This window comes from Pseudarthrobacter sulfonivorans, from assembly GCF_014712225.1.
Classification (GTDB): Bacteria; Actinomycetota; Actinomycetes; order Actinomycetales; family Micrococcaceae; genus Arthrobacter; species Arthrobacter sulfonivorans.
On the sequence record NZ_JACXBW010000020.1, the window covers coordinates 31966 to 58203 of the forward strand.

General features: G+C 66.8%; 24 protein-coding genes, 1 tRNA gene and 2 riboswitches. Of the genes, 16 read left to right on the top strand and 9 right to left on the bottom strand.

The window, feature by feature from the left end:
- Positions 1 to 3: 3 nt before the first annotated feature.
- Positions 4 to 2517, bottom strand: a complete 2514-nt coding sequence (locus IAQ70_RS19865; protein WP_190991486.1) for a helicase-associated domain-containing protein — start codon at positions 2515 to 2517, stop codon at positions 4 to 6.
- A 10-nt stretch (positions 2518 to 2527) separates the two neighbouring features.
- Positions 2528 to 2761: a hypothetical protein gene (locus IAQ70_RS19870; protein WP_190991488.1), complete on the bottom strand. Its 234-nt coding sequence runs from the start codon at positions 2759 to 2761 to the stop codon at positions 2528 to 2530.
- Between the two features lie 259 nt (positions 2762 to 3020).
- Here IAQ70_RS19870 and IAQ70_RS19875 point away from each other — a divergent pair, with 259 nt between their 5' ends.
- The 3 genes from IAQ70_RS19875 to IAQ70_RS19885 are packed head-to-tail and all read left to right on the top strand — an operon-like array spanning position 3021 to position 5339.
- Complete coding sequence (locus IAQ70_RS19875; RefSeq protein ID WP_190991490.1) at positions 3021 to 3404, top strand: cold-shock protein; 384 nt, start codon at positions 3021 to 3023, stop codon at positions 3402 to 3404.
- Between the two features lie 9 nt (positions 3405 to 3413).
- Entirely contained in the window at positions 3414 to 3974 is a 561-nt protein-coding gene (locus IAQ70_RS19880; RefSeq protein ID WP_190991492.1) for a DUF3027 domain-containing protein, read from the top strand.
- 45 nt (positions 3975 to 4019) lie between these two features.
- The gene (locus IAQ70_RS19885) at positions 4020 to 5339 is read left to right on the top strand and encodes an MFS transporter (protein WP_190991579.1); all 1320 of its coding nucleotides are present in this window, start codon (positions 4020 to 4022) and stop codon (positions 5337 to 5339) included.
- 38 nt (positions 5340 to 5377) lie between these two features.
- On the opposite strand, the gene serC is transcribed toward IAQ70_RS19885, so the two are convergent.
- Positions 5378 to 6508, bottom strand: coding sequence for a phosphoserine transaminase (gene serC, locus IAQ70_RS19890; protein WP_190991494.1), 1131 nt, complete (start codon positions 6506 to 6508; stop codon positions 5378 to 5380).
- A gap of 277 nt (positions 6509 to 6785) precedes the next feature.
- Here serC and IAQ70_RS19895 point away from each other — a divergent pair, with 277 nt between their 5' ends.
- From IAQ70_RS19895 to IAQ70_RS19940, 10 genes are all read left to right on the top strand, one after another.
- Positions 6786 to 7478 carry a metal-dependent transcriptional regulator gene (locus tag IAQ70_RS19895; protein WP_190991496.1) on the top strand — a complete coding sequence of 231 codons (693 nt, stop codon included), beginning with the start codon at positions 6786 to 6788 and terminating at the stop codon, positions 7476 to 7478.
- Positions 7479 to 7654: 176 nt separating this feature from the next.
- Positions 7655 to 7873: riboswitch (cyclic di-AMP (ydaO/yuaA leader) on the top strand.
- A 3-nt stretch (positions 7874 to 7876) separates the two neighbouring features.
- Positions 7877 to 8704, top strand: coding sequence for a M23 family metallopeptidase (locus tag IAQ70_RS19900; protein WP_190991498.1), 828 nt, complete (start codon positions 7877 to 7879; stop codon positions 8702 to 8704).
- Positions 8705 to 8853: 149 nt separating this feature from the next.
- Positions 8854 to 9014, top strand: a riboswitch (cyclic di-AMP (ydaO/yuaA leader).
- A 70-nt stretch (positions 9015 to 9084) separates the two neighbouring features.
- A complete protein-coding gene (locus tag IAQ70_RS19905; protein WP_317983721.1) occupies positions 9085 to 9756 on the top strand; it encodes a C40 family peptidase in 672 nt (223 codons plus the stop codon).
- Between the two features lie 172 nt (positions 9757 to 9928).
- On the top strand, positions 9929 to 10675 hold the full coding sequence (locus IAQ70_RS19910) for an NlpC/P60 family protein (protein WP_190991502.1): 747 nt from the start codon (positions 9929 to 9931) through the stop codon (positions 10673 to 10675).
- 236 nt (positions 10676 to 10911) lie between these two features.
- Entirely contained in the window at positions 10912 to 11412 is a 501-nt protein-coding gene (locus IAQ70_RS19915) for an HNH endonuclease (protein WP_190991504.1), read from the top strand.
- A 42-nt stretch (positions 11413 to 11454) separates the two neighbouring features.
- Positions 11455 to 12132, top strand: a complete 678-nt coding sequence (locus IAQ70_RS19920; protein WP_190991506.1) for an NTP transferase domain-containing protein — start codon at positions 11455 to 11457, stop codon at positions 12130 to 12132.
- On the top strand, positions 12129 to 12467 hold the full coding sequence (locus tag IAQ70_RS19925) for a DUF6457 domain-containing protein (RefSeq protein WP_190991508.1): 339 nt from the start codon (positions 12129 to 12131) through the stop codon (positions 12465 to 12467). Before IAQ70_RS19920 ends, IAQ70_RS19925 begins: the two co-directional genes overlap by 4 nt.
- Positions 12468 to 12477: 10 nt before the next feature.
- A complete protein-coding gene (locus IAQ70_RS19930) occupies positions 12478 to 13887 on the top strand; it encodes a molybdopterin molybdotransferase MoeA (protein WP_190991510.1) in 1410 nt (469 codons plus the stop codon).
- Positions 13888 to 13974: 87 nt separating this feature from the next.
- Positions 13975 to 14874, top strand: coding sequence for a formate dehydrogenase accessory sulfurtransferase FdhD (gene fdhD, locus IAQ70_RS19935; RefSeq protein WP_190991512.1), 900 nt, complete (start codon positions 13975 to 13977; stop codon positions 14872 to 14874).
- A gap of 131 nt (positions 14875 to 15005) precedes the next feature.
- Positions 15006 to 18032 (top strand): alpha-mannosidase, encoded by a 3027-nt coding sequence (locus tag IAQ70_RS19940; RefSeq protein ID WP_190991514.1) that lies wholly within the window; start codon positions 15006 to 15008, stop codon positions 18030 to 18032.
- Positions 18033 to 18325: 293 nt separating this feature from the next.
- Here the strand turns inward: IAQ70_RS19940 and IAQ70_RS19945 are convergent, their stop codons facing one another.
- Together IAQ70_RS19945 and IAQ70_RS19950 are read right to left on the bottom strand one after the other, a co-directional pair.
- The gene (locus IAQ70_RS19945) at positions 18326 to 19063 is read right to left on the bottom strand and encodes a hypothetical protein (protein WP_190991516.1); all 738 of its coding nucleotides are present in this window, start codon (positions 19061 to 19063) and stop codon (positions 18326 to 18328) included.
- The gene (locus IAQ70_RS19950; RefSeq protein WP_190991518.1) at positions 19060 to 19842 is read right to left on the bottom strand and encodes a hypothetical protein; all 783 of its coding nucleotides are present in this window, start codon (positions 19840 to 19842) and stop codon (positions 19060 to 19062) included. The genes IAQ70_RS19945 and IAQ70_RS19950 overlap by 4 nt, the downstream gene beginning before the upstream one ends.
- Positions 19843 to 20097: 255 nt before the next feature.
- On the opposite strand from IAQ70_RS19950, the gene IAQ70_RS19955 reads away from it, so the two are divergent.
- Both IAQ70_RS19955 and IAQ70_RS19960 read left to right on the top strand, forming a co-directional pair.
- Entirely contained in the window at positions 20098 to 21768 is a 1671-nt protein-coding gene (locus IAQ70_RS19955) for an ABC-F family ATP-binding cassette domain-containing protein (RefSeq protein WP_190991520.1), read from the top strand.
- A complete protein-coding gene (locus IAQ70_RS19960; RefSeq protein ID WP_190991522.1) occupies positions 21765 to 23678 on the top strand; it encodes an ABC transporter ATP-binding protein in 1914 nt (637 codons plus the stop codon). The genes IAQ70_RS19955 and IAQ70_RS19960 overlap by 4 nt, the downstream gene beginning before the upstream one ends.
- Positions 23679 to 23775: 97 nt before the next feature.
- Here the strand turns inward: IAQ70_RS19960 and IAQ70_RS19965 are convergent, their stop codons facing one another.
- From IAQ70_RS19965 to IAQ70_RS19975, 3 genes are all read right to left on the bottom strand, one after another.
- On the bottom strand, positions 23776 to 24207 hold the full coding sequence (locus IAQ70_RS19965; protein ID WP_190991524.1) for an NUDIX hydrolase: 432 nt from the start codon (positions 24205 to 24207) through the stop codon (positions 23776 to 23778).
- Positions 24204 to 24686, bottom strand: coding sequence for a DUF6314 family protein (locus tag IAQ70_RS19970; RefSeq protein ID WP_190991527.1), 483 nt, complete (start codon positions 24684 to 24686; stop codon positions 24204 to 24206). Before IAQ70_RS19970 ends, IAQ70_RS19965 begins: the two co-directional genes overlap by 4 nt.
- A 1-nt stretch (position 24687) precedes the next feature.
- Positions 24688 to 24760, bottom strand: a tRNA-Arg gene (locus IAQ70_RS19975).
- An 83-nt stretch (positions 24761 to 24843) separates the two neighbouring features.
- Between IAQ70_RS19975 and IAQ70_RS19980 the strand changes: the two genes are divergently transcribed.
- On the top strand, positions 24844 to 25602 hold the full coding sequence (locus tag IAQ70_RS19980; protein ID WP_190991529.1) for a DUF998 domain-containing protein: 759 nt from the start codon (positions 24844 to 24846) through the stop codon (positions 25600 to 25602).
- Here the strand turns inward: IAQ70_RS19980 and IAQ70_RS19985 are convergent.
- On the bottom strand, positions 25577 to 26224 hold the full coding sequence (locus IAQ70_RS19985) for a hypothetical protein (RefSeq protein WP_190991531.1): 648 nt from the start codon (positions 26222 to 26224) through the stop codon (positions 25577 to 25579). The two genes, IAQ70_RS19980 and IAQ70_RS19985, sit on opposite strands and share 26 nt — an antisense overlap.
- Positions 26225 to 26238: the final 14 nt, after the last annotated feature.

Below are 26238 nucleotides of genomic sequence, written 5' to 3' on the forward strand. Positions count from 1 at the left end.
TCCTTACTGGCGCAGATCCTCTGCGGCTTCGACATCGATGATGCGGTGGATGGAGAGGACACGCTCGGTTTCCTTGGCCGGATCGAAGACCCTGACACGGCCGCCGCCTACGGAGAGGGGAACAACCGTTTCCAGGTTGGAATTCCCGTGGCTGTCCACCACGTTCATGCTCACCAGCTGCTTGAGCCGGATGGCCCGCTGCAGGGTCTCGAGGCCTAGCTGGGTGGCTGTTTCGCCGGAGCCAGGTGCGGTGGCTGGATGGCTGCCGTTGCCCTCTGCCCGGCCGTCAGCCCGGCCGTCCTGCCTGCCGTTCCGCAGGACAGCCAGCTGGGCGGCCACGTCCTCCTCCGCAGGCGCCGTGCGCGGCGCAGTGTAGACGGGCCGGGCGCTGCCGGCGGCGCCGGCGGTGCGCCGGAGCCGGACCAGTGCGGGCTCGGATTCCTCCACCGAGGGGGAGAAACCCAGTCCGCGCAGGACCTGGGCAGTTTCCCGGGGCGGGGCCGCCGAGATCAGCACGGTGGGTGCGATGCGGGCCAGCCCCAGGGCGGCCGCCCTCGATTCGGAGGCGAGTTCCAGGACCGCAGCCTCGTCATCGCTTTGGATAAAGCTGGCGGCTGTTCCCACCCGGAGGCGGCCGTGCCGGGACGCGGTGTCTTCCACGAGGTACTCGAGCGGCTGGGGCACGGCGGTGGCTGAATGTTCACGGAGGAAGCCCAGCAGGCTGGACGCGTCGTGCCCGGCGTCGAGCGCGCGCCTGATGGAGTTGGTGGAGAACCGATAGATGGTGGCGGGCCCCTGGCCTTCGGCGTCGGCCATCAACAGAAGCCTTTCACTCAGCTCCGGGGCCAGGTAGCCAGGGGCAACAGCCGTGAGGTCTGCCTGGAGCAGGACGTGGTTGAGCGCGGCTGGCAGGTGTTCGCCGAGGATGTTCAAGGCTTCGTCCGGGTTGTCGTCGGCGATGGCGCTGCCCAGCTGGCTCAAGGCGCCGGAGCCGATCAGTCCCAGCAATTCTGCTTCGGCCAGCACACCCCTGATCAGGGAGCTGAACCGGCGCGCCATCCGGGGCTGTGCCCATTCGGCCCGTTGCAGGACGGCGGCCGCGTCCAGGACCGGGGCCGTGCCGTCCCCTGCACCCGCCTCGCGTGTGAGCTCGTTGAGTATCTCCAAAATCCGTTTCCTGACAACCGGGGCGTCGGGCCGCTGCGCCTCGGCGGAGAGGGCGTTGACGGTGGTTCCGGCCAGGCCCCGGTGCGCGGCGGAGGCGCCGGCGGGACCGCTGACGGGCTGCCCCACCAGCGAAGGCACTCGCTCGCTCGCGAGCCAGGCGTTGACCAGCCACAACCATTGCTCCTGCCGGGTGAGATCCAGCCATTCCAGCTGCGGCGGCTGCATCCACGTGGAGGAGTCAACATCCAGGCGCAGGAGGCCCGAAAGCGCGCTGAGCTCCAGCAGCAAGCCGGCCTGGTGCTGGTCGATGCGCACGGTTTCGGCCAGCCGCTTCATTTCGCGGACCCCCACTCCGCCGCTGCGCAACGTGGCCAACGGCTGTGCCCGGACCGCATGGAGGAGCTCGCCCACCAGCCGAAGTGTCTCGGCGATGGCACCCAGCGCTGCGTTCCGGCGCAGTGCAGCGGTGGTGCCGCCCAGCTCCGGAACCGGCGGCGCAAGAGCGAAATCGTTGATGATGGCACCGCCGCGCAGGGACAGCCCCACGCTGTGCGGCAGTTCCACGTGGGCGGCGTCCAGCGGGACGAGGAGTCCGCGCGCCAGCAGCCAGTCAACGGGCCCGACGTCGGCGCCCTGGTTCGTCACGGACGCTTTCCGTTGCGCCTGGGGCACGGCACCCATGGCCCAGTTACGGAATTTGGCGAGCAACGCCGTCGTCCGTTCCGGGGCTCCGGCCAAGGCCTGGGCGAGCGCCTCCGGCGAGGACGTCCAGTGCTGCAGCGCGAGCGCTGCCTCCATGGGCGTGGTGGCTTCCTGGATGGCGACCCCACTGCGGTGGAGCTCGGCAACGAGCTGGACGGCCCGCTGGGCGAACGCCGGCTGGAGCCGGACCAGCTCGGTGTAGCTGCGCCCCAGTCCGGCGGGATAGATGCCCACAACGTCCTTGAGGCAACCGACGGGCAGGTAGTAGCGCTGCCGGTGCCCTGACGCCGGCGTCCCGTGCGGCGGCTCGGCCCTGTGGACCAGTGCCAGCTCCTGGAGAGAGGCCAGGATGCGTTCCACGGCCGCCACTGTTGATCCGGCTATGAGCTTCCGAACGCCCGCGGCCGAGGCGCTGTGTTCAGTGTCCGTGTTGGTGCACAGATGGAGTGTCTCCAGCACCTGCATTTGGGGCCTGTTCAGCCGTTCCAGGGCGCGCTGGACGCTGACCCGGGCGCTGGCCCGTGCCGCCAACGCGGGGAAATCCGGGACCGGCGGGGACATCAGGTCCGGCCGCGCCGCAAAGAGGGCCCGCAGCGAGTCATCGCTGCGTGCCTCCAATTCTTTGCTGAGCGCGCGGATAAGGGACATCAGTCCAACGTTACAGCCCGCCGGACTTTCCCGCCCGGCGCCTGCCGGCCACGCTGTCCAGGACCAGGAAGAGCATGAGGAGGAAGGCCACCGGCAGTCCGTATAAAGCGGCGGACGTGACCCAGATCGGGGCGGCGATGCCCGCGAAGGCCAGGGCCATTACCGCCCCCACTGCCACGAGGGAAAGGACGGCAACTACCGCTGCAGAGATCATCAGTGGGCGCCGGTAACGCGAGGGTGTCATGCAGGTAACGCTAACAGGGCGGGCCGGCGCCGGCGCCAGTGGCCGTGGCCATCCGGCCGGCCGGGCAGGAGCCGCGGCGACGGGCGTGACAACGGGCGTGACGAAGGGCCGCTGAAAGCGGGAATCCGCCCCCGGCAGGATAACCTTGGGGGAACAGACCAACACGGTCCGTCGCTGTCATACCCTGAACCCGCATATCGGTGCGGATGCGGTGACTGCCGGCCGTGTCTCAAGACGCAGAACGAAGAAGGTTGATTACGTGCCTACCGGCAAGGTCAAGTGGTATGACAAGGAAAAGGGTTTCGGGTTCCTCGCGGGCGAAGACGGGCAGGAAGTCTTCCTGCCCAAATCATCGCTGCCCGAGGGGGTCACGGAGCTGAAGGCGGGCACCCGCGTTGAGTTCGGCGTCGCCGACGGCCGGAAAGGCGCCCAGGCGCTTGGCCTGCGCGTCCTGGACAAGACCCCGTCCATCGCCAAGGCCAAGCGGCCCAACGCCCGGGACCTGGCACCGCTGGTGCAGGACCTGGTGAGTGTGCTGGACAACCTCTCCGGCACCCTGTCCGCGGGCAAGTACCCGGAAGGCAACAAGGGCAAAGCCATCGCGGCGGCCCTGCGTAAGGTTGCCGACGAGCTGGACGTTTAGGCCTTGGCGATGAACCCGGAAGCTGAACGGCCGGACACCACGGCAGGGGAGCCGGCACCCTCAAGCGAGCAGACGCCGTCCAGCGAGCAGGCACCGTCCAGCGCGGAGGCGCCGGCAGCTGAGCAGCCAGGCGTCAAACCTGAGCCCAAACGCCGGGCCGGCGTGCCCGTGTGGCGGATCGGCAAACCGGATGCGTTCCTCGCGGCCGCCGTCGACGTGGCGCGGGCCGCCGTCGAAGGCATCACTGCGCCCTCGGACATCGGGGCACACATCGCGGCCAAGAGCGAGGGCGACCGCCTCGTCACCCACCTTTTCGAATCCAAGCTGCCCGGCTACCAGGGCTGGCAGTGGTACGCCGTGGTGACCCGGAATTCCCGCTCGAAAGTGGTTACCGTCAGCGAACTGGGCCTCCTCCCGTCGGCGGACTCCATCCTGTCCCCCGAATGGGTGCCGTGGGCCGAGCGCGTGCGCCCCGAAGATGCACAGGCCGTGGAGGAAGAACCAGCCGGCAATGACGAGCCGGACGCGGACCAAGCCGGCGAAGCCGAACCTGCCGGCGAGGCTGACTAGGCAGTTGGTGACGCGCAGGGTTGAACAGCACGGAGGCCGGCAATGATGTCCACCTTCAAATCCCTGCACATCCTCAATTACCGGATCTGGTTCATTGGCGCGCTGGTTTCCAACATCGGAACCTGGATGCAGCGGACGGCCCAGGACTGGCTGGTGTTCGACCACCTGACCGATCACGACGCAGGTGCCATGGGCATCACCATGGCCCTCCAGCTGGGACCCCAGCTTTTCCTGGCCCCCGTCGCCGGTCTCGTGGCGGACCGTTACAGCCGCAAGCAGCTGCTCATCATGACCCAGTCGGTGATGGCCCTGCTGAGTACCGGACTGGGCGTCCTGGTGGTTCTCGGCGTCGGCCAGTTGTGGCATGTCTATGGCTTTGCCCTGCTGCTGGGCATGGTGTCCGCGCTGGATGCGCCGGTCCGCCAGACTTTCGTTTCTGAGCTGGTCCGCGACGACTATCTCCCGAACGCCGTCGCACTGAACAGCGCTTCCTTCAATGTGGCCCGCATGATCGGGCCCGCGGTGGCAGGCATCCTGACGGTGGCGGTCGGGCCCGGCTGGGTGTTCCTGATCAATACCGCCACATTCCTGGCGATGCTCCTGAGCCTGTGGAGGATCCCGACGGCGTCCTTGCGGCAGCTTCCCCGCGCGGCGCCCGGCAAAGGGCGTATCCGGGAGGGGCTGCGCTACGTGCGGTTCCGGCCCGACATCGTGGTGGTCCTGGTGGCCGTTTTCATCGTGGGAACCCTCGGGCTCAACTTCGTGCTGTTTATCGCTGCCATGGTGGGCACCGAATTCGGCCTGGACGCCGGCGCCTTCGGTCTGATGAATTCGATCATGGCGATCGGGTCCGTAACGGGCGCCCTCCTGTCCGCCGGCCGCGGCAAGCCCCGGTTGCGGATGATTTTCGGCGCCGCCGCTGCCTTCGGCGTGACCTCCGGACTGGCCGCACTGGCCCCGAACTACTTCTGGTTCGGCGTTGCGCTGGTGCCGGTGGGGCTGTTTGCGATCACCATGATGACCAGCGCGAACGGTTACGTCCAGACCACCACCGATCCCGTCATGCGGGGCAGGGTGATGGCCCTGTACATGGCGATCTTCATGGGCGGCACACCCATCGGGGCGCCGCTGGTGGGGTGGGTGGCGAACGTCGCAGGGGGACGCTGGTCCCTTGCCGTAGCGGCCGCCTCCGGGATCATCGCTGCCCTGATTGGCATGGTGTGGATCATCCGTGCCCGGCAGCTCCGGCTCACGTTCAACCGGCGGGCACGGGGCCTGCGCCACTTCGGCGTCGTCTCCCGGCTGGGGGACACAGCAAACGGCACCGCCCGGGACCAGAACCCGGACGACGCCGTCGAACGCTGACGCCTGCGACTTACCCAGGCACGCGCGCCGCGCGCAACTTACTTGCGCAGCGCGCCCACAACGTAGTCGATGCTTGCCAGCAGGGCGGAGACGTCGTCCGGCTCGATGGCAACGAAGGTGGCGATCCGGAGCTGGTTGCGGCCAAGCTTGCGGTACGGTTCGGTGTCCACCACGCCGTTGGCGCGCAGTACCTTGGCGATGGCCGCGGCGTCGATTGAGTCGTCGAAGTCGATGGTGGCGATGACGTTGGAGCGGTCCTCGGCCTTGGCCACGAACGGGGTGGCGTATTCGGATGCCTCGGCCCAGGTGTAGATCCGGCCGGCGGAGTCGGCAGTGCGCTTGCTGGCGAAGTCCAGCCCGCCGTTCCTGTTCAACCACTGCACCTGGGAATCCAGCGTCACCAGTGTTGAGAGCGAGGGCGTGTTGTACGTCTGGTTCAGCCTGGAGTTATCGATGGCCGTCTGCAGGTCCAGGAAGTCGGGGATCCAGCGGCCGCTGGCCTTGATCCTTGCGGCGCGTTCCAGCGCGGCGGGGGAGAACAGGCCGAGCCACAGGCCGCCGTCGGACGCAAAGTTCTTCTGCGGGGCGAAGTAGTACACATCCGACTCGGCAACGTCCACGTCCAGCCCCCCGGCGGCGGACGTCGCGTCCACCAGGACCAGCGAGCCGGCATCGGTGCCCTCGACGCGCTTGACGGGAGCTGCAACGCCGGTGGACGTCTCGTTCTGCGGCCACGCGTAGACGTCAACGCCGGCCTCCGCCCGGGCGGCCGGGCGGGTGCCGGGCTCGGACTTGATGATGGAGGAGGCCTCCAGGAAAGGCGCCTTGTTGGTGGCGGAGGCGAACTTGGAGCCGAACTCGCCGAACGACAGGTGCTGGGCCTTCTTCTCCACCAGGCCGAAGGCTGCGATGTCCCAGAACGCTGTGGAGCCGCCGACGCCCAGGACGACCTCGTAACCCTCCGGGGCGCGGAAGAACTGGCTGAGGCCCTCCCGGACGGAACCTACGAGATTCTTGACGGGTGCCTGGCGGTGGGAAGTACCGAGGATGGTCCGGGACGCTGCTGAGAGGGCCTCAAGCTGCTCGGGCCTGACCTTGGAAGGTCCCGCGCCGAAGCGTCCGTCCTTGGGCAGGAGATCGGCAGGAATAGTGATGCTGGTTTCGCTCACAAGGGCTCCAATTTCGGCATGGACTTGGTTGGTGTCCGGGACGGTGGGGTGGCCGGCAGTCAGCGGCGACTGCAACGAGGGCCGCTTTTATTCTGCCTGAAACCTTGGATCGGGCGGCAACCGGCACCGTCATAGTCTGGTCAGTGAGACGATTGGCAGCCTCCGGCGATTATCCGGACAAATTCAAAATAGGCTAAGCTTTTTACTGGACCTCCCTGCGGCTTGAACGCGATACGGTGGGTCAACGCAAGGTACTGTGCTCGAGGAGCTGAGCTGGATGACGGATCTGATCGATACCACGGAGATGTATCTTCGAACCATTTTGGAGCTTGAAGAAGAGAACATCGTTGCTCTTCGCGCACGCATCGCCGAGCGGCTGCGCCATTCCGGACCCACGGTGTCCCAAACGGTCGGCCGGATGGAACGTGATGGACTGGTTGTGGTGTCCGGGGACCGCCATTTGGAACTCACCGAGACCGGCCGCAAGCGCGCCACCGAGGTGATGCGCAAACACCGGCTTGCGGAGCGCCTCCTGGCTGATGTTATTGGCCTGGACTGGGCCTACGTTCATGATGAAGCGTGCCGCTGGGAGCACGTGATGAGCGAGCGGGTCGAACGTCGCATCTACCAACTGCTTGACCACCCCACCAAGTCGCCTTATGGCAACCCGATCCCCGGGCTTGCCGCGCTGGGCGGGGTTGCCGCCCTCCCGGAAGCTGGTGTGATTAATCTCGTTGAGGCCATGCGTGGATACGGGCCGACGTCGAGTGTCACGGTCAGCAGGCTCGCTGAGCCCATCCAGGTGGAACCTGAGTTGCTGGTACAGCTGGATGAAGGGGGCATCAGGCCCGGCGCGGCGGTCTCGCTGGAGCGCGTAGGCGAGTATATTTCCGTACGGGTTCCGGGGATCGAGGGCGCCCTCGAGCTGCCGCCGGAAGTTGCGGCCCACGTTTTCGTCTCCGTCAGCTGAGGCCAATCGCAACCCGGTGAAGCGGGCCTGTGGCGCTGCCGTTCCTCTTCGGCCTTAGCGCACCCTTCGCCGTTACGCAAATATAACGGAATTGTTACTGTCCGTTGTGATCGCCTATAGTTTAAAACCAAGCGTCGATATAAAAGCGTTACCTGATCCGGAGCCGAGCTCTGCCAGCGGATCAGGTGCACGAGTCACTAACTGGCAGAGGCGGGGGAACCACAACCGGCAGTCGCAACACTGCCTTGGGGTGAAGTCCGTCAGCAGCAAGCCTCTTCCAGCGAAGGATCCTCACGGGATAGTTCTGCGCCGAGTGCTTGCAGCGGCGGACCGGGTCTATGAACTCTCTGACCCGAATCCGACAGCTAACTTCGCAGGCTATCCAGAGAGGAACATTCTTGACCACGCAATACTCCAGGGGCCGCCGCCGGGCGGCGGGCCCTGCTTTGGCGCCCCGCGCGGCTGAGGATTCCACCGCGGAGAGGCCCCGTGACCGGCAGCGCGAAGCGCGCCGCCACCGCCGGGGTGCATTCCGGCAGGTTACCGATTTCGCCGCGGCCAGCGGCGTTGGGCAGAAAGCCGGCATCGCCCTTGCTGCGACGGGCTTGGTCCTGACCGTGACCGTTCCGGTGACCGGCCCGGTCATGGCAGACCAGCAGCCTGGCCACTCCGTCTCGGCCGTGTCCGCCGCTCCGCAGCCGGAGATTTCCGCCGAAGCCGCTGCGCAGATTGACTTCAGTCGATCCTCTGTGGTCACCCAGGGTGACCCGGACGGCAAGCTGAAGCAGCTGTTGAGCGCCCAGTCCGCCGGATCCATCACCCGTGCTGCCTCCGCCGGAAGCCTCGGTGCGCCGCTGGCCCAGATGGTCACCGCGTCTCCGTTCGGATTCCGGGTCAGCCCCATCACCGGCGGTACCGGTGATTTCCACCGCGGCCAGGACTACGTGGCCCAGTGCGGGACCCAGGTCATGGCTGCCGCCAGCGGAACTGTGACCTTCGTCGGCTGGCACCAGTACGGCGGCGGCAACCGCGTAGTGGTGGACCATGGCAACGGCCTGGAAACCACCTACAACCATTTGTCTTCGGCCAGCGTCACGGTTGGCCAGACCGTGACCCGCGGCCAGGTGGTGGCCCTCAGCGGCACCACCGGCGCCTCCACGGGCTGCCACCTCCACTTCGAGGTTCAGGTCAACGGCGAAGTTGTTGACCCCACAGGCTGGCTTTAAGCCCAAATGATGGTCAACTCTCAAATCACAGTGACATGCCGTGACCTGAATGTGACATTGACTCTGAACTCCTGTACCGTCTAAAGCGCGTCAACTTTTCCGAAGTTGACGTTCTTGAGTGGATTGCCTAGCTCTGCCACCGCTCAAGGTCCGTTCGCATGACATCGTCTGGCAGGGGCGGGGGAACCAATTTTGGTCTTCGATTCTGAAGGCCTTGGGGTTAAGTCGCAAAGCTTCCCAGGAAGCAGCGCGGCCGGGTGACTCCCATCCGAATCCGACAGCTCACCTCGCAGGCATTGGGAGAGGCTACCTTCGTGTCTTCACGCCATAATTCTGCGCGCCACCGTGCGCAAACGGTTCGCACCAACCCCTTGGGCTCCGTGTCCAAGGCCGTTAGTGCAAATGCCGGGACCGTAGGTCGCCAGGCTGCTGTCATCGCAGCCGCGTCAGGTCTCATCCTGACCATGGGGCTTCCGGCCAACGCCGCGGACACCACCGCTGGTGTGTCCGCGTCCACCGAGTCCGGCTCCTCGCAGGCTGCGCTTGCCGTGACCGCCGCACCCACGGCCACCGTCTCCTTCGAGCGCCCGGTAGTCAAGACCACGGCCGCGCCCGTGATCGAACGGGTCCGTGCACAGTCCACGGCTGCGGAAACAGCAACCCGGGCTGCTGATGCAACCAAGGATGCCCCGGCCAAGCTTGCGGACACCGTCTCCTCCGCAGCAGCGTCGGGCCTGGCAGCTATCGCCTACACCGGCATCGGCCACCCCTACCTCTGGGGCGGCACCACTCCCAACGGCTGGGACTGCTCCGGCTTCACCCAGTGGGTCTACGCCCAGGCCGGCATCAGCATTCCCCGGACGAACGCCTGGACTGCCATGCGGCCCACCTCCACCCCGTCCCCCGGCGACCTGGTCATGCAGAACGGCGGAGCCCACGTGGGCATCTACGTCGGCAACGGCATGATGATCAGCGCGCTGAACCCCGGACAGGGCACCCTGCTGCACGCCGCTGCAGCAACGGGCACGTCCTCCTTCTTCACCCTGGGCTAATAGTCCTCACCCCGGACTAGTCCGTCCTCCGGACACCCTCCCGTTTCTTTCCCTGGAAACTCTTCGCTAAATCCCCGTTCGGGGCGTGCCGGCGTACCCCCAAGATGCCGGCGCGTCCAAAGCCCTTGGGCTGCCACCGCGGTCCTGAGGAACACGAAAGAGAGAAAAATTAATGACGACACGTGCAACTGTTGCACGGCACCGCGCCGAGGTCACCAAGACCAACTCGCTGGCTGTCATTGCCAAGGCAGTCGGCGACAACGCCGGCGGTATGGGCCGTCAGGCCGCGGTTATCGCCGCTGCTTCGGGCCTGGTTCTGACCAGTGGTATCGCGGCCAACGCCGCGGATACCAACGTTCAGCGTGACGCGGCCCCCTCCTTTGAGGTTGGGACGGCAGCACCGGCCGTCATTTCGGCTGAATCCACCATTGCCATCTCCTACGAGAAGCCGGCAGTCACCACCACGCCGGCTCCCGTCGAAGAGCCCGAGCCCGTTGTTGAGGCGCCGGCCGCGCCCGCAGCCCAGCCTGCGGCAACTATCAAGGTGGCCTCCTCCGCCCCTGCTGCACAGGCCGCCCCGGTCGCTGCCAGCGGCAAGGGCCAGGCCATCCTGTCCGCCGCGTACGCCCAGCTGGGTGTCAACCAGGACTGCACCATGCTGGTGACCAACTCGCTCGCCGCCGTGGGAATCAACTTCCACGACTGGCCCGCTGGCTACCTCTCCCTGGGCCGCACCGTGAGTGCAGCAGAAGCACAGCCCGGCGACCTGATCTACTACGCGGACGGCGGCGCAGGCATGGCCCACATCGCGGTCTACGCAGGCAACGGCCAGGCCGTGCACGGCGGCTACAACGGCAACCAGACCGTTGTGTTCAGCGCCAACGTTGGCTCGGGACCGGTTTTCATCCGCGTCTCCTAGTAACCGTTTGAACTTTCAAAGGACCTCCGCCTGATGGCGGGGGTCCTTTGCTGTCTGCTGCCTTCCGGGACCGGACGGGCTGGTGGCGGGCCCCGACACGTCAGAACGGCCGACCGGGCGATTAGTTTTTCCGGGTATTTTTTGTTTACTCTTGTGGTGTCGATCCATAGCCCGGATATGCCGGGGGCAGCCGGCCCTCGTGCCCCTGACGGGTGCGGCCACAAAGAGGTAAGTGCATGCGCACTCTCGTTCTGAATGCTGGATATGAACCGCTGGCGGTAGTCACCTTCCGCCGGGCGCTGGTGCTTGTGCTTACGGGCAAGGCCAGTGTTATTGCCGAGGGCGATGACCCCGTGGTGGGGCCGCAGGAGATCCTGGGCCGCCCGTCCGTGATTCTCCTGAACCGCTACATCCGCCCGAGATACAACCAGAGCACCGCGGTCAGCCGCCGCGGCGTCCTGCGGCGGGACGGTCACCGGTGTGCTTATTGCGGCAAGGGTGCCCACACCATCGACCATGTGCAGCCCAAATCGCGCGGCGGCGCGGACTCGTGGGAGAACCTCGTGGCCGCGTGCCTTCGATGCAACAACAGCAAGGGCGACCATACGCCTGCCGAGATGGGCTGGAAGCTGAGGTTTGTGCCTGAACCGCCGCACGGCACCATCTGGCAGATCAAGGAACTCGAGAAGCCGACGCCGGCCTGGGATCCCTTCCTGCTGCCTGAACGGGCCGCCTGAATTCCGTCCGCCGCCAGGTTCCGGCACGGTTAGGCTGGGCACGTGGATGCAGACTCTTTCGACTTTGATGCGCTCATTCTTGCCGGCGGACGTTCGGCGCGCCTGGGCGGCGTACCCAAACAGGGGCTGACGTACGACGGCGAAACCCTGTTGCGCCGTTCGGTCGCCGCCGCCGGAGGTGCCCGGGCCGTCGTCGTCGTGGGTCCGCACACCGGGGAAACTCCGGCGGGGATCCTCCGCTGCCGTGAGGAGCCCCCCTTCGGCGGTCCGGCCGCGGCCATCGCGGCCGGGCTTGCCGCACTGGAGAAGGCGGACGGCACCCGGCCTCCGTTGACCCTGGTTCTGGCGTGCGACATGCCCAATGTCCGGGGGGCGGTGGCTGCCCTTCGGGCGGGGCTGCGCGCCGCCGGCCCGGAGCCGGAATGGGACGGGGTGGTGGCTGTCTCAGAGGATGGTCGCCGGCAGCCCCTGGTCGGCTTTTATAGCACGGCCGCGCTACAACGCTCCGCGATGGAGCTGGCCGCCAACGGTGCCTTAAATAACGGGTCGGTCCGGGTACTCCTTGCTAGTCTTGACCTAAAGCCTGTCGCCGTTCCGGCCGGCTCCACGGCTGACGTGGACACCTGGGACGATGCCGCCACCCTGGGGGTGTCCGGCCCTGATCCACTCGGTGGATTCCGGAGCACTGCGGCCGCAGAAGATTTGGGAGGCAAAGCGTGAAGAGCCAGGACGAGACGCTGGAAGAGTGGTGCAGGTCCCTGCTGCAGGCGTATGACCTGGAGGACGTGCAGATTGACGTCAATGCCATCCTGTCGCTGGCCGGAGTTGCGGCCCACTCGGTAGTGCGGCCGGCCGCGCCGCTGACGACCTTCATTGCCGGCCTCGCGGCAGGCCTGGCCGCAGGATCGGGGCAGGCAACCGACGCCGCAGCCATGACGGCGGCCATGGACCGCGCCCGGACCCTGGCCGCGGACTACGATTCTGAGACTGCCCCGCCCGCAGCCGCCGCGCCTGAAGCTACGGCTTCCAAAGCCACCGGGGCGCCCGTCGAATGATCACCGTCGAATGACCGCCGCCCCCGGCGATGAAGCCGGGAGCCCCGACCCGCAGCATTCCCCGCCCCCACCGGAGGCCCACTCAACGCACCTGGCCCACACCTGGGAAGAGGCGCGGCAAGCCGCCTTTGACAGTGCCACCCCGATTCCGCCCGGACGGGTCCCGCTCAGCCATGCCCTGGGCCGGGTCCTGGTTGAAGACATCACGGCACTTCACGATATGCCGCACTACGCTTCCTCGGCCATGGACGGTTGGGCGGTCAACGGCAGCGGTCCATGGATCGTGGCGGAGCCGGGCCAGAGGTTGGCACCGCATCAAGCCAGCCCCATCGTCACCGGCGGATTGATCCCGGCCGGCGCCAAGGCGGTGCTGCGGAGCGAGAGTGCGGTGCTGGGCACTGACGACGACGGCCTGCCGCTGTTGCTCACGGGCGGCACCGCCCGGCCCGGCGAGCCCAGGAACGGCCAGCACATCAGGAAGGCGGGCGAGGAGGCGGCCGAAGGGGACGTCCTGGTGAAGGCCGGCGTGACCCTGAACCCGGCACACCTGGCCGTCGCCGCACTGGCCGGGCATGATGACCTGCTGGTCCGCGGAAAGCCGGTGGTGAAGCTCCTGCTCACCGGTTCCGAGGTGGTGGCGCACGGTTTGCCCGTGCCGGGGCAGGTCCGCGATACGTTCGGCCCCCAGCTTGCATCCGTGGTGGGGATGCTCGGCGGCCTTTACGCCGGCCAGGAACGGATCGGCGATTCCTATCCCGAGTGGCTGGCAGGGCTGGAGGACCTCGCACCGGAGGTTCCGGACCCTGCCGCGCTGCCCGCCGACGTCGTCATCACCACCGGCGGGACGGGAGTCTCCGACACGGATCACCTGCGCCGGGCCGTGGCGGAGCTGGGCGGCCGATTGATCATCGACGGCATCGCCATGCGCCCCGGCCACCCTGCTGTCCTGGCCGAACTGCCGGACGGGCGTTTCGTGCTGGGGCTGCCCGGAAACCCGCTGGCCGCCATGATGGCGCTGTCCACGGTGGGGGAACCCCTGCTGGCTGCCTTGGGACACCGCGCCATGCCGCCCATCCAGCACGTCCCCTGCGGCACCACCCTCGAGCCGGAGCCGGGCCGGACACGCCTGATGCCTTTCCGCCTGCTCTACGGCATGGCTTCGCCGGCCAAGCACACCGGCCCGGGGATGATGCGCGGGCTGGCGTCGGCACACGGCGTGATGGTTGTCCCGCCGCACGGCGTGCAGCTCGGGGAGCCCGTGCCCGCCTTCGCTTTGCCGTGGGGGCCGCCGCTGCCGGTACCCGAACCGGCCGGAGCCAAGCCCAAAACCCGGCCGGCGGCCAAGGGTGCCACCAAAGCCGCGGGCAAGGATGCCGCGAAGCCTGCCGGCCCGGTGGACTGGAGCGCACTGCTCGGCTGACGGACCCTGTCGTACGGGGCCCGTGCGTACTGCACGGGCTCATCCGTGGTGCGATGATTGACCTATGAACAGCATGGAAGCCCGCTGATGGGACGCGTTACCCAGCGCCGCAAGGTGCACAAATACGTCCTGGACGGCTCGCCCAACGCCCTGGAGTTCCCAATCCGCCACCGCGAGGACGTCCTCGCTGTTGAAGAGCCGCTGGAGATCCGGCTCGGCGAGCTTTCGTTCTCGGTGACAATGCGGACTCCCGGTGACGACTTTGACCTGGTGGCCGGATTCCTGGTGTCCGAGGGGATCATTTGGGCTCCCGAGCAGCTTGTGTCGCTCCGCTTCTGTGCCGGTGAGGATGAAAACGGTGTTCAGACCTTTAATGTCGTGGAGGCCCAGCTGCGGCCCGACGTGGAACTTCCGGCCAAGGGCCGCAACGTCTTCACCTCGAGCTCCTGCGGCATCTGCGGTACGGATTCAATCGAAGCCGTACGGAAATCTTCCCGCTACAGCCCGGCCGCCGATCCTGTCACCTTATCGGCGCAGGTTTTGGCCACCCTGCCTGACCGGCTTCGGGAAGCGCAGGCGGTCTTTGATACCACCGGCGGCGTCCATGCCGCGGGCCTTTTCCGAATAGCGGACGACGGCGGCGTGGAGTTGCTGTGCCTGCGCGAGGACGTGGGCCGCCACAACGCCGTGGACAAGGTGGTGGGCTGGGCGCTGCGGGAGCGGATGCTGCCGCTGACCGGGCTGGTCCTGCAGGTATCGGGACGGGCATCGTTTGAACTGGTCCAGAAAGCAGCCCTGGCCGGGATCCCGGTCCTGGCAGCAGTAAGTGCGCCCTCGAGCCTCGCCGTGGAGCTGGCGGAGGCCAGTGGCATGACCCTGGCAGGGTTCAGCCGTGGCACGAGTATGAACGTCTACGCCGGCCAGGAACGGATCACCCTGCCATCCCGGGACGTGGCAGGGGACGCCGCAGCCGGGGTCGCGGGATAAGCCCCCTCAACGGTCCTGGAGTCGGGACTGGCACTTGGCTATTAGGCTACTAGCCGGTAGATTTTATCCATCGATTGGACGGCGTTGTCCGGATTCGAACAATCCAATTCACGTATCTAAGAGGGTTTACAGTGCATGACGACCGCCGGATTACCGAAGTCCGACTGGCCCGGTTTGTCCGCGAGCGGATCAATCCCGCCGTTTACGCCCGCAGCGTTCCCCTCACCCTGAGCAGTTGGGACGCGCCCGGCGAACCGGTCACCGTGATGGAAGCCCTGCGTCATGACTTCCTCCCGCAGGAACACGGTGCAGCCTGGGGACAGCCGTGGGGCACCAAATGGCTTCGGCTCCGGGGCGATGTTCCTGAGGCCTGGGGTACAGGCCCGGACACCGCGGTGGAGATCGTGGTGGACCTCGGGTTCATCAACGAAGCCCCGGGCTTCCAGTGCGAAGGCATCGCGTGGCGCCCCGACGGCACTATTATCAAGGCGATTTCGCCGCGGAACCAATACATCCCGCTCAAGCTGCTGGGCAGCGGCATGGCCGTTGACTTCTATGTTGAGGCAGCCGCCAACCCCGATATGGCGCAGGGCTGGACCTTCGCCGCCACCTCCTTGGGGGACAAAGCGACGGCCGGTACGGCCCCGCAGTACCGGCTCGGCAGGATCGCCATTGCGGAGCTGAACCAGACGGTGTGGGAACTCCAACAGGACGTCTGGACGCTTTCCGGACTGATGCATGAGCTTCCCGTGGAGCAGCCGCGGCGGCATGAGATTCTCCGCGCGCTGGAGCGCATGATGGACCGGATGGACCCGGAGGACATCCCCGGCACTGCCGCCGCCGGCCGCGCAGCCCTGGCCGAAGTGCTGTCCCGTCCCGCTTATGCGTCCGCGCACCAGCTGGTGGCCACCGGTCACGCGCATATCGACTCCGCCTGGCTGTGGCCGGTGCGCGAAACCATCCGCAAATGTGCCAGGACGTTTTCCAATGTCGTGTCACTGATGGACGAGGATCCGGGTTTTGTGTTCTCCTGCTCCTCGGCCCAGCAGTTTGCCTGGATGAAGGAGTTCTACCCCGAGCTGTTCAGCAGGATCCGGGAGAAGGTCAAGGCAGGCCAGTTTGTTCCGGTGGGCGGCATGTGGGTCGAATCGGATACAAACATGCCCGGTGGCGAGGCCCTGGCCCGCCAGTTCGTTGAAGGCAAGAACTTTTTCCTGCAGGAATTCGGCGTCGAATGCCGCGAAGCCTGGCTGCCGGATTCGTTCGGGTACTCTGCAGCGTTGCCGCAGATTGTCAGGTCAGCCGGAAGCCGCTGGTTCCTTACGCAGAAGATTTCGTGGAACCAGGTCAACCGGATGCCGCACCACACCTTCAACTGGGAAGGCATCGACGGCACGCGGCTCTTTACGCATTTCCCGCCCGTGGACACCTACAACGCCGAACTGACGGGGCGGGAACTGGCGCACGCTGAACGGAATTTCCGCGACCATGGGCGCGCCAACACCTCGCTGGTGCCGTTCGGCTACGGCGACGGCGGCGGCGGGCCCACGCGTGAAATGCTGGCTGCCGCCCGCCGCACAGCGGACCTGGAGGGCTCGCCTAAGGTCAGGATAGGTTCCGCCGAAAGTTTCTTCACCCAGGCGGAAGAGGGCTATGCCGCCCTCCCCGTGTGGGTGGGGGAGATGTACCTTGAACTTCACCGCGGTACCTACACCAGCCAGGCCAAGACCAAGCGCGGCAACCGGCGCAGCGAACACCTGCTGCGCGAGGCCGAACTCTGGTGCGCCACGGCCGCCATCCGCAGCTCCTTCGCCTACCCGGCTGCCGAGCTGAAACGCCTCTGGCAGCTGGTGCTCCTGCACCAGTTCCACGACATCCTGCCAGGCAGTTCCATCGCCTGGGTCCACCAGGACGCGGAACGGAACTACGCGTCCATCAGCGCCGGCCTGGAAACGATCATTGGCCAGGCGGCAGCCGCACTGCTCGGGGAAGGTTCACGGACGTTCCTGCTCAACGCCGCACCCCACGCGCGGAACGGCGTCCCGGCACTCGGAGCCGCCGAGCCGTCCGTCGAGGGCCAGCCCGTCCAGGCCAGCGGGGTGGACGGCGGTTTTGTGCTGGACAACGGCATCATCAGGGCTGTCCTGGACGGCGACGGCCTGCTGACGTCGCTCACCGACTACGCCACCGGGCGCGAAGCCATCGCCCCCGGATCACGCGGCAACCTGCTGGAACTGCACCGGGACACCCCCAACGAGTGGGACGCCTGGGACATCGATGAGTTCTACCGGCGCAACGTCACGGCCCTGACGGATGCGCAGGACGTCCGGCTGGAGCACGTCGGAAACAGTGCCGTTGTGGTGGTGCAGCGCCTTGCAGGTTCGTCGCCGGTCAGCCAGCGGATCGCGCTGGACGTGGGCAGCGACTCCCTGGCCATCACCACTGCCGTTGAGTGGCAGGAGAGCGAGAAACTCCTCAAGCTGGGTTTCCCGCTTGACGTCAAGGCAGACCGCTCCGCCGCTGAAACACAGTTCGGGCATCTCTTCCGGCCCACGCACAACAACACCTCCTGGGAAGCGGCGAAGTTCGAGATCTGCGCGCACCGCTGGATCCACGTGGCCGAACCCGGCTACGGCGTGGCGATTTCAAACTCCGCCACCTACGGCCACGATGTCACCAGGAACGTCCGGGAGGCCGACGGCGGGACCACCACGTCAGTGCGTCTGTCCCTGTTGCGGGCGCCCAAGTTCCCCGACCCGGCGGCGGACCGCGGACAGCATGAGCTGACGGTCACCATCCGTCCCGGTGCAGGAATCGCCGAGGCCGTGGAGGAGGGGTACCGCACCAACCTGGCGCCGCGCCTGGTTCGCGGCGGCCGCGGGGCGGAGCCATTGTTCACCGTGGACAACCCGGCACTGGTCATCGAGGCCGTCAAGCTTGCGGAGGACGGTTCGGGCGATGTGGTGGTCCGGCTCTACGAGTCCTTGGGCCAGCGCTCGGCAGGTGTCATCAAAGCGGCCTTTCCGGTCCGGGACGTACAGGCAACGGACCTCCTGGAACGCCCGGTGGAGGCACCCGGGGTGACGCCCGCGGAGCAGGGAAGCGTCAGGCTGGCCCTTCGCCCGTTCCAACTGGTCACGTTGAGGTTCGCTCGGTAGCCGATGTGGGACCGGGGGTAATCACGTTCGGGGACGTCCACCGCGACCCCGTGAAGCCGACGGGGACCGAGGAGTGGCGCTGCAGGGCCGGGGGAGCGGTAAACGGGTTAGGCCCTTAAGCAGGCTGAGTGGGGGCGGTCCCCAACGGCCGCCACCACTCATCCCCCCAATGCGCGCAAAGGCTTAGGGCAGCGCGGCGTCCAAGAAGTTATCCCCGTTCGCAAACACCCGCGCGCCACCTTCACACATTCATGATTGTGTCACGTCTAATGATTTTGTGAAAGCTACGTAGGCTACTTTTCGGTAGAAGTCTTTTGCCGCGGGTGGTGCCGTTTGTGAACCAGGCTGGCGACGCCAATCAAAGCCAGCCCCATCACGAAGCAGAGCACCGCTGTGTAGTTGATAACAAACTCCACAAAACCGAACTCCGGTGGGATCAGCGGGAAAACCAGGCTCACGCCAATGGCGACCGCGCCGACGGCCAATAAGAAGGCCGACACGCGAACCAGTGCCGGAAGAGTGCTGCTGACTGCGCGCGCCATGGCCGGCAGCAGAACGAGTGACACATAGGCAGGGTATGCGCGGCCAGCGGCTCCGTAGTACTCGACCAGCAGTCCATTGCGGCCGTCCTTGGCGGAAACCGCGACCATGCCCGCTGAGGAACCGGCGGTATCCATCATCAGGAAGACAACAACCACAATCAGGGAGGTGAGCGCCACGACGGTCATCCCCATCCGTCCCGTAATCAGCCGGTAGGCGTTGTCAGCACCAAAGCCCCTGGTGATGCGGATCCCCACGAAATAGATGGCGGCGAAGATGACCAGGCGGAGAATGAGATTGGCTACGTTGACGCCCCCCAGCGCCTGGTCGATGGCAACATAGGGCGCCTCGATGCTGAGGAGGATGGCCAGGGTCATCAGGGCAAAAATGTAGAACAGTGTCCTGTTATTCCCGCGCAGGGCGCTGGGAACCCGGGTCAAGGCCACCAGGCCGCACACCGCCAGGGTGGACCACTGCAGGATCTCGATCATCCCAGGTTCTCCCAAATCTTCTCGGTTCGTTCTTGGTCATGTTCCTGCCGGCGGAGGGCCCTGCCGAGAGTCTGCAGCCGTTCTCCGGCCAGCACGGTCAGCTCGCCGTCGGTCATGCTGTCCAGCGCTGCCTGCCGGGCCCCGGGAGGCCAGCCGGCCTCGGCCTCGGTGACGAGTCCGGTGGCCACCAGCCCGCCGGCCGCAGCGACGCCTGCAGCCGAAGCGGTAGCGACAGCCAGCGCCGGGGTGAGCCGGTTGGCGGTCAGCTGCGCCGAATAATTCTGTGGTGCGATCCCCGTGGCAGTCGAGACGCGGTGCCGCAGTTCGCCGTCGTCGATTGCCTCCACCCAGTCCCGCACGGATGTGGCATGCGGCGGCGGTCCCAACGGTGTTGGCTGGGGATCAGGAAAACTGGCGCCCGGGGACTCCATGTCGCTCTGGCCTGCTTTCGCCAACCCGCCTGGTTCAGCGGCAGTGCGCAGCAGGAGCGCCCGCAGGAGATCCGGCGTGGAAATCTGGCTGACCAGCTCGGACCTGGTTGGCTGGAACGGCGGGGCGGCAAGCTGCCGGAAGGCGTCAAAGCCGGCCAGCGCGGAGACAGGGTTGATGTTGTAGGCGCGGCTGATGCTTACGACCGTCGCGCCGGCCACTTTGCCCCGCACCAGCTGCTGGGCCAGGGTGCTCCGCTTGATGCCAGCCGCCCGACAGATGTCAGAGGTACTCGCCTCCGGGGCGATCTCGTGCAGCCAGCGCTGGAACGCCTTGGCAGGAATGGGCATATCGGCTCTCTGCTGAACGGATGATTGCTCTTGATTTTAGCCTGCCTGCGGCTGACGGTTTGATGCAGGCGGCGGAGTCGACTATGCTTGATGGTCGAGCCCGTTGGTCCGTACACCCCCCAAGTCCGGACCGGCGGGCTCTTTAGTGTCCCGGCACTTTTGCGGGCTGGAATGCTGCGGATTCCCCGCAATTCCGGCTGACTCAGGCGGCGTCATCAGGCCTTCCGCCGGCCGGGCGAGAGGACAGACCAAGCCATGACTGCAACCCTTGTTGCCAAAGACCTGTCCGGCGGCCACGACCACCGGACACTTTTCTCCAAGCTCTCCCTCACGGTGGCTCCCGGCGATGTTGTGGGCGTGGTAGGTGCCAACGGCGCCGGAAAATCCACCCTCCTGCGCCTGCTGGCCGGCGTCGACCAGCCCCAGGACGGGAGCGTGAGCCTCGCACCCGCCGACGCGTTTGTGGGCTGGCTACCCCAGGAACACGAGCGCGTGGCCGGAGAAACCGTGGCCGGCTACATCGCCCGGCGCACCGGCTGTGCCCAGGCGACGGCGGACATGGAGTCCACGGCCGACGCGCTCGGTTCGGCGGCCCCGGGCGCTGACGACGCCTATTCCCTCGCTTTTGACCGCTGGATGGCATCCGGCGCGGCGGACCTCGACGAACGCATTCCGGCTGTGTTGGCCGACCTTGGCCTGGAAACCGGCGCGGATGCGCCCATGACCGGCCTCTCCGGCGGGCAGGCCGCGCGCGTGGCACTGGCGGCCCTCCTGCTCAGCCGCTTCGACGTGGTGCTCCTGGACGAACCCACGAACGACCTGGACCTGGCCGGACTGGCCAAGCTGGAAGCCTTTGTCCAGGGCCTGCGCGGCGGCGTGGTGCTGGTGTCCCACGACCGCGAGTTCCTGGCCCGGTGTGTCACCACCATCGTTGAGCTGGACCTCGCCCAGAATTCAGTGGCGGTGTACGACGGTGGCTATGACGCTTTCCTGGAGGAACGGGCCGTGGCACGGCGTCATGCACGCGAAAAGTTCGAGGAGTTTGCCGCCACCAAGGCGGACCTGGTCTCCCGCGCCCGGACCCAGCGTGAGTGGAGCTCCCAGGGCGTCCGGAACGCCATGAAGAAGAGCCCGGACAATGACAAGATCCGCCGGGCCGCCAGCACGGAATCATCCGAAAAGCAGGCCCAGAAGGTCCGGCAGATGGAGTCCCGGATCGCACGGCTGGACGTGGTGGAGGAGCCCCGGAAGGAATGGCAGCTGCAGTTCAGCATCGGCCAAGCGCCGCGGTCCAGTGCCGTGGTGGCCACCTTGCGTGACGCCGTCGTGAACCAGGGGGACTTCACCCTGGGCCCGGTGAACCTGCAGCTGAATGCGGGGGAGCGGATCGGCATCACCGGCCCCAACGGGGCGGGCAAGTCCACGCTGCTGCGCCTGCTCCTGGGCGTCCAGGCACCGGACGCAGGCAACGCCGCCATGGGCGCCTCGGTGGCCATCGGCGAAATTGACCAGGCCCGCGGACTGCTGGCCGGCCACCTCAACCTGGCGGACGCCGTTGAAGCTGTCCTGACGGACCTGACCCCGGCTGAAGTCCGGACCCTGCTGGCGAAATTCGGGTTGAAGGCAGACCACACCTCGCGGCCTGTGGAATCCCTCTCACCGGGCGAACGGACACGTGCTGCGCTGGCCTTGCTGCAGGCGCGGGGCGTGAACCTGCTGGTCCTCGACGAACCAACAAACCACCTTGACCTGCCTGCCATCGAACAGTTGGAGGACGCCTTGGAAAGCTACGAGGGGGCCCTCCTGCTGGTCACCCACGACCGGAGGCTGCTCGAGAACGTGCGGCTGGATGTACGGTGGAATGTGGATAACGGCGCCGTCTCCGAACTGATCGGCCACGCCGCCCCGAAAGGCAACAACTCATGAGCATGGACCGGGTGGCCTGGAGCTCCCTGTACAACATCACGCGCGCCTCGAGCGGCTCGAAGCCCTTCTCGAAGGAGACGCTCAAGCGTGTGTTCACCTTCGCCCGGCCGCACAAGGGCAAGCTGATCGCGTTTGTGCTGTTGTCCATCGTGATGGCCGTCCTGGCCGTCGCCACGCCGGTCCTCGCCGGCCAGGTGGTTGACGCGATCATCGCAGGCGCGGGCACCGACGTCGTCGTCTGGCTGGCCGTGCTGATCGCCATTGTGGCGGTCGCCGAAGCCGGGCTGGGACTGGTCACCCGCTGGCTTTCCTCCACCATCGGCGAAGGCGTGATCGTGGACCTCCGCACGAAGGTCTTCGACCACGTACAGAAGATGCCCATCGCCTTCTTCACCCGCACCCGCACCGGTGCCTTGGTGAGCCGGCTCAACAATGACGTGATCGGCGCGCAGTCGGCCTTCGCCGGCACCCTCTCCGGCGTGGTCAGCAACGTTGTGGCGCTCGCGCTGACCCTTGTGGTGATGCTGGGCAAGTCCTGGCTCATCACCGTGCTCGCCATGATCCTGCTGCCGCTCTTCCTGATCCCCGCCCGGCGGATGGGCTCGAAGCTGGCGGACCTGCGCCGCGAGGCTGCGGAGCACAACGCGTCCATGGGGACCCAGATGACCGAGCGGTTCTCCGCTCCGGGCGCCACGCTGGTGAAGCTTTTCGGCCGCCCGGATGAGGAATCCCGCGAGTTCGCCGTGCGGGCGGGCCGGGTACGCGACATCGGCATCCGGACGGCGATGCTGCAGTTCACCTTCGTGACCGCCCTGACACTCGTTTCGGCGCTGGCTCTCGCGCTGGTCTACGGCCTCGGCGGCTTCCTGGCGTTGCAGGGGCAACTGGCAGCGGGCGACGTCGTGGTGCTGGCGCTGCTGCTCACGCGCCTTTACGCGCCGCTCACGGCGCTCTCCAACGCCCGGGTGGAGATCATGAGCGCCCTGGTCAGCTTCGAGCGGGTCTTTGAGATCCTGGACCTCAAGCCGCTCATCGAGCAGAAGCCCGATGCGGTGTCATCTCCCGCCGGGCCGCTGTCCGTGGAGTTCGACGACGTCCGCTTCTCCTACCCTTCGGCCGACAAGGTCTCGCTCGCCTCGCTGGAGGACGTTTCCACCCTGGACACCCGCGGCGGCGAGGAGGTGCTGCACGGTATCAGCTTCCGTGTGGAACCCGGCCAGACCGTTGCCCTCGTGGGGTCCTCAGGGGCCGGCAAGTCAACCATCGCGCAGCTGCTCTCGCGCCTGTACGACGTGGATTCCGGCGCCGTCCGCTTCGGCGGGGCCACACCCGGGACCGGTGTTGACGTCCGCGACCTCACCTTCGATTCGATGCGGCACACCCTCGGCATGGTGACGCAGGACGGGCACCTGTTCCACGAGAGCATTGCCTCCAACCTGCGCCTGGCCCGTCCGGACGCCAGCGACGAGCTCATGTGGGATGTCCTGCGGCAGGCCCGGCTGGAGACCATGGTCCGGTCCCTGCCCGACGGCCTGGACACCGTGGTGGGGGAGCGGGGTTACCGGCTCTCGGGCGGCGAACGCCAGCGGCTCACCATCGCCCGCCTGCTCATCGCGCAGCCGCGCGTCGTGATCCTCGACGAGGCCACCGCGGCCCTGGATTCGACCAACGAAGCTGCTGTCCAGGAGGCCCTCGGCGCAGCGCTCGAGGGGCGCACCGCCGTCGTGATTGCCCACCGGCTCTCGACCATCCGCGCCGCCGACGTCATCCTGGTGGTGGAGGACGGCCGGATCGTGGAACGCGGCACGCACACCGAACTGCTCGCGGCCGAGGGGCGCTATGCCGAGCTGTACCGGACGCAGTTCGCCGAGGCCACCGCGGTGGCTGAGGAAGCCGTCCCCGAATACTAGGTCCCAGCCTCCCCCCCAACTAAGTAGCAGTAAGTGTCGTTTTGAGCCCTCAGAACGACACTTACTGCTACCTACTTGGGGCCTGGGCAGGAGGCGGTCAGGGGCGGCTGGCGGCCAGGACCGGCAGGATGTGGTCCGTCAGGAGCGGGGCGAGGTCCGCCGGGGGTTCCGCACCCCGCTCAAGTTCCACCTCAAGCGCGGCCAGATCCAGCCAGCGGATTTCGGCGATCTCGGCCGACGGGCGGGCTGTCCACGTGCCGGGCGCCAGGAATACCGTGGCTTCGATGTCGGTGGCGGCCTCGTTCGCGGCGTCGGCAATCCAGACACCCATCAGTTCGAGGTCGCGGGGCGCAATAAGGATCCCCACTTCCTCTGCCAGCTCCCGGGACGCGGCCTGAACGGCCGTCTCACCGGGTTCGGGCTTGCCGCCGGGGTGCATAAACATGCCGGTGCCGCGCTTGCGGACGGTCAGGAGCCGCCCCGCGTCATCGAACACGCAGACGGCGGAGACCACAATGCGTGCTTTCACGCCTTCGAGCCTAGCCGCAGGAGCACCGACGTCAGCAGCAGATCCTTGCTCGGCCCGCTGACGTCCCAGATATAGCCGAACGCGTCCGGGCCCTCATATCTGTAGGTCACGCGGTAGGTGTCGGGGTCGCACCAGTGCTGGTCAAGGTTGGCTTCCGGCGAGAAACTCATCCGGTGGAAGGGGCGCCCGTCTTCGAAGAACACGTCCAGGGCGTCCATCCGGTCAGCGGGCTGCAAAAGGTATTCACGGAAGGCGGGGCCGGCGAAGGTGGGCCAGCGCATGGTGCCTTCTTCGCGTAAGGCCAGGCCGCCGTCGTCCGTTGGAACAAAATGTACGACGCCGGAAAAGGTGCCGCGGGTGCCGGCCGCCCGGTCCAGCAGCTGCCGTTCAACGGACCACTTTCCCGCAGCGGCGGGACCGGCCGGCGAGGGGCCGAGCAGGTAGGCGCGGAGGCTGAACTCCGGAGCAGGAAGGTTCAAGTGCCCTCGATTGGAATCGAACCAACGACACCGGCTTTAGGAGAGCCGTGCTCTATCCACTGAGCTACGAGGGCGCGTGTCCGCTGTTCCGGCAGGGCCGGCCCGTCCGGACACGGATACAAGCATACAAGGTGGGAGGCCGTACTACGCTCTTGGCATGAGTTCAGCCCCGATGTCCGCTCCCGCAGCGGTCTTTATCCCGGACACGGCCTCCACCCGCCACTACATCGGCGCCTGGTCCGTCCTGAGCGTCCTGCAGTATTTTGTGGCCGAAACAGCCGTGATCGGGGGCTGGGCCGGGCCGCAGCCCTATGACCGGCGGACCGGCTTCATCAGCGACCTCGGCGCGGTCAACTGCGGGATTTTTGACGGCCGGAACGTCTGTTCGCCGCTGCACTGGCTGATGAACGCTTCGTTTATTGTCCAGGGGTTGGGCATGCTCCTGGGCGCACTGCTGCTGACCTCGGGACTGCTGTGTGTCGCCGCCCGGGCCGGAGCAAGGGTGCAGCCGGGACACCGGAAACCCTGGCTGGCCGCAGTCTGGGTCCGGATCCTGGCCGGCACCGCCGGGGCCGGGACCATGATCGTAGGACTGGTGCCGGAGGACATCGGTTCCGGCTGGCACTACACCGGCGCGCTGATGTACTTCATTGCCGGGGCGCTCGCGGTGCTGGTGCTGGGCGCATTGTGGCTGCGGCAGACGCCGCTCGGATGGTTTGTGCTGGTGTGCGGGCTGGCGTCGTCCGCAGCACTGGTGACCGGGGGCCTGACCGGGATGAACGTGCCCGAGCCTGGCACGTTGGAGCGGCTGATGGGGTACCCGGTCACGGTCGGGGTGGCGACAGCCGGGCTGATCATTGCCCAGCGCGTCAGCCAGCACCGGAAAGAGGTCAGGGCTGCTGCTGCCCGGGCGTGACGGGTTCGGCGGACTTCTTCCCCAGGAACACCGCGGCGGCCCCGGCCAGAAGGCTCACAACGAACAGCACCCAGCCCGCAACGGTGAGGCCGGACGCCAGGGCAACCTGACCGGCGTCGGCCGTTTCTGCGGCCAGCACTGAATCGATGGTGACGTTGCCCCACAACCGGACCACCACAAACAGCAGCGGGACGGCCCACAGGGCCCACCGGAGCGACTTCCTGGCCACGTTGGTGCCGATCAGCAGCAGCCAGGTGAAGCCGAAGATGAGCGGGAACAGTGTGCCGGCGGTCTTGTGGATGTAGTTGAGCTGGCCGCGGGCGTCGTCATTCATCTCGGTGCGCAGATCCGCGACGTACTTTGCGTCGAACCCGCCGATCAGCGAATCAGGCATGGCCATTTCGCCTGAGACCTGAGTCATCTGATCCAGCACCAGGAGGTGGAGGTACCAGAACAGGAACAGGCTGACCACCACGCCAGCTATGAGGATCAGGTTGCTGTTGGACTGGGCCTTCTGCGGGGAGCGGGCCGTGGTGGGGTTGATCACCGGCGGAAGGCTGTGCTGCGGGACAACCGCCCTGGAACCGTGCTTCTTGATCCGCTGCGCTGGGGTTTTGGCCATGGCACCATTATGGC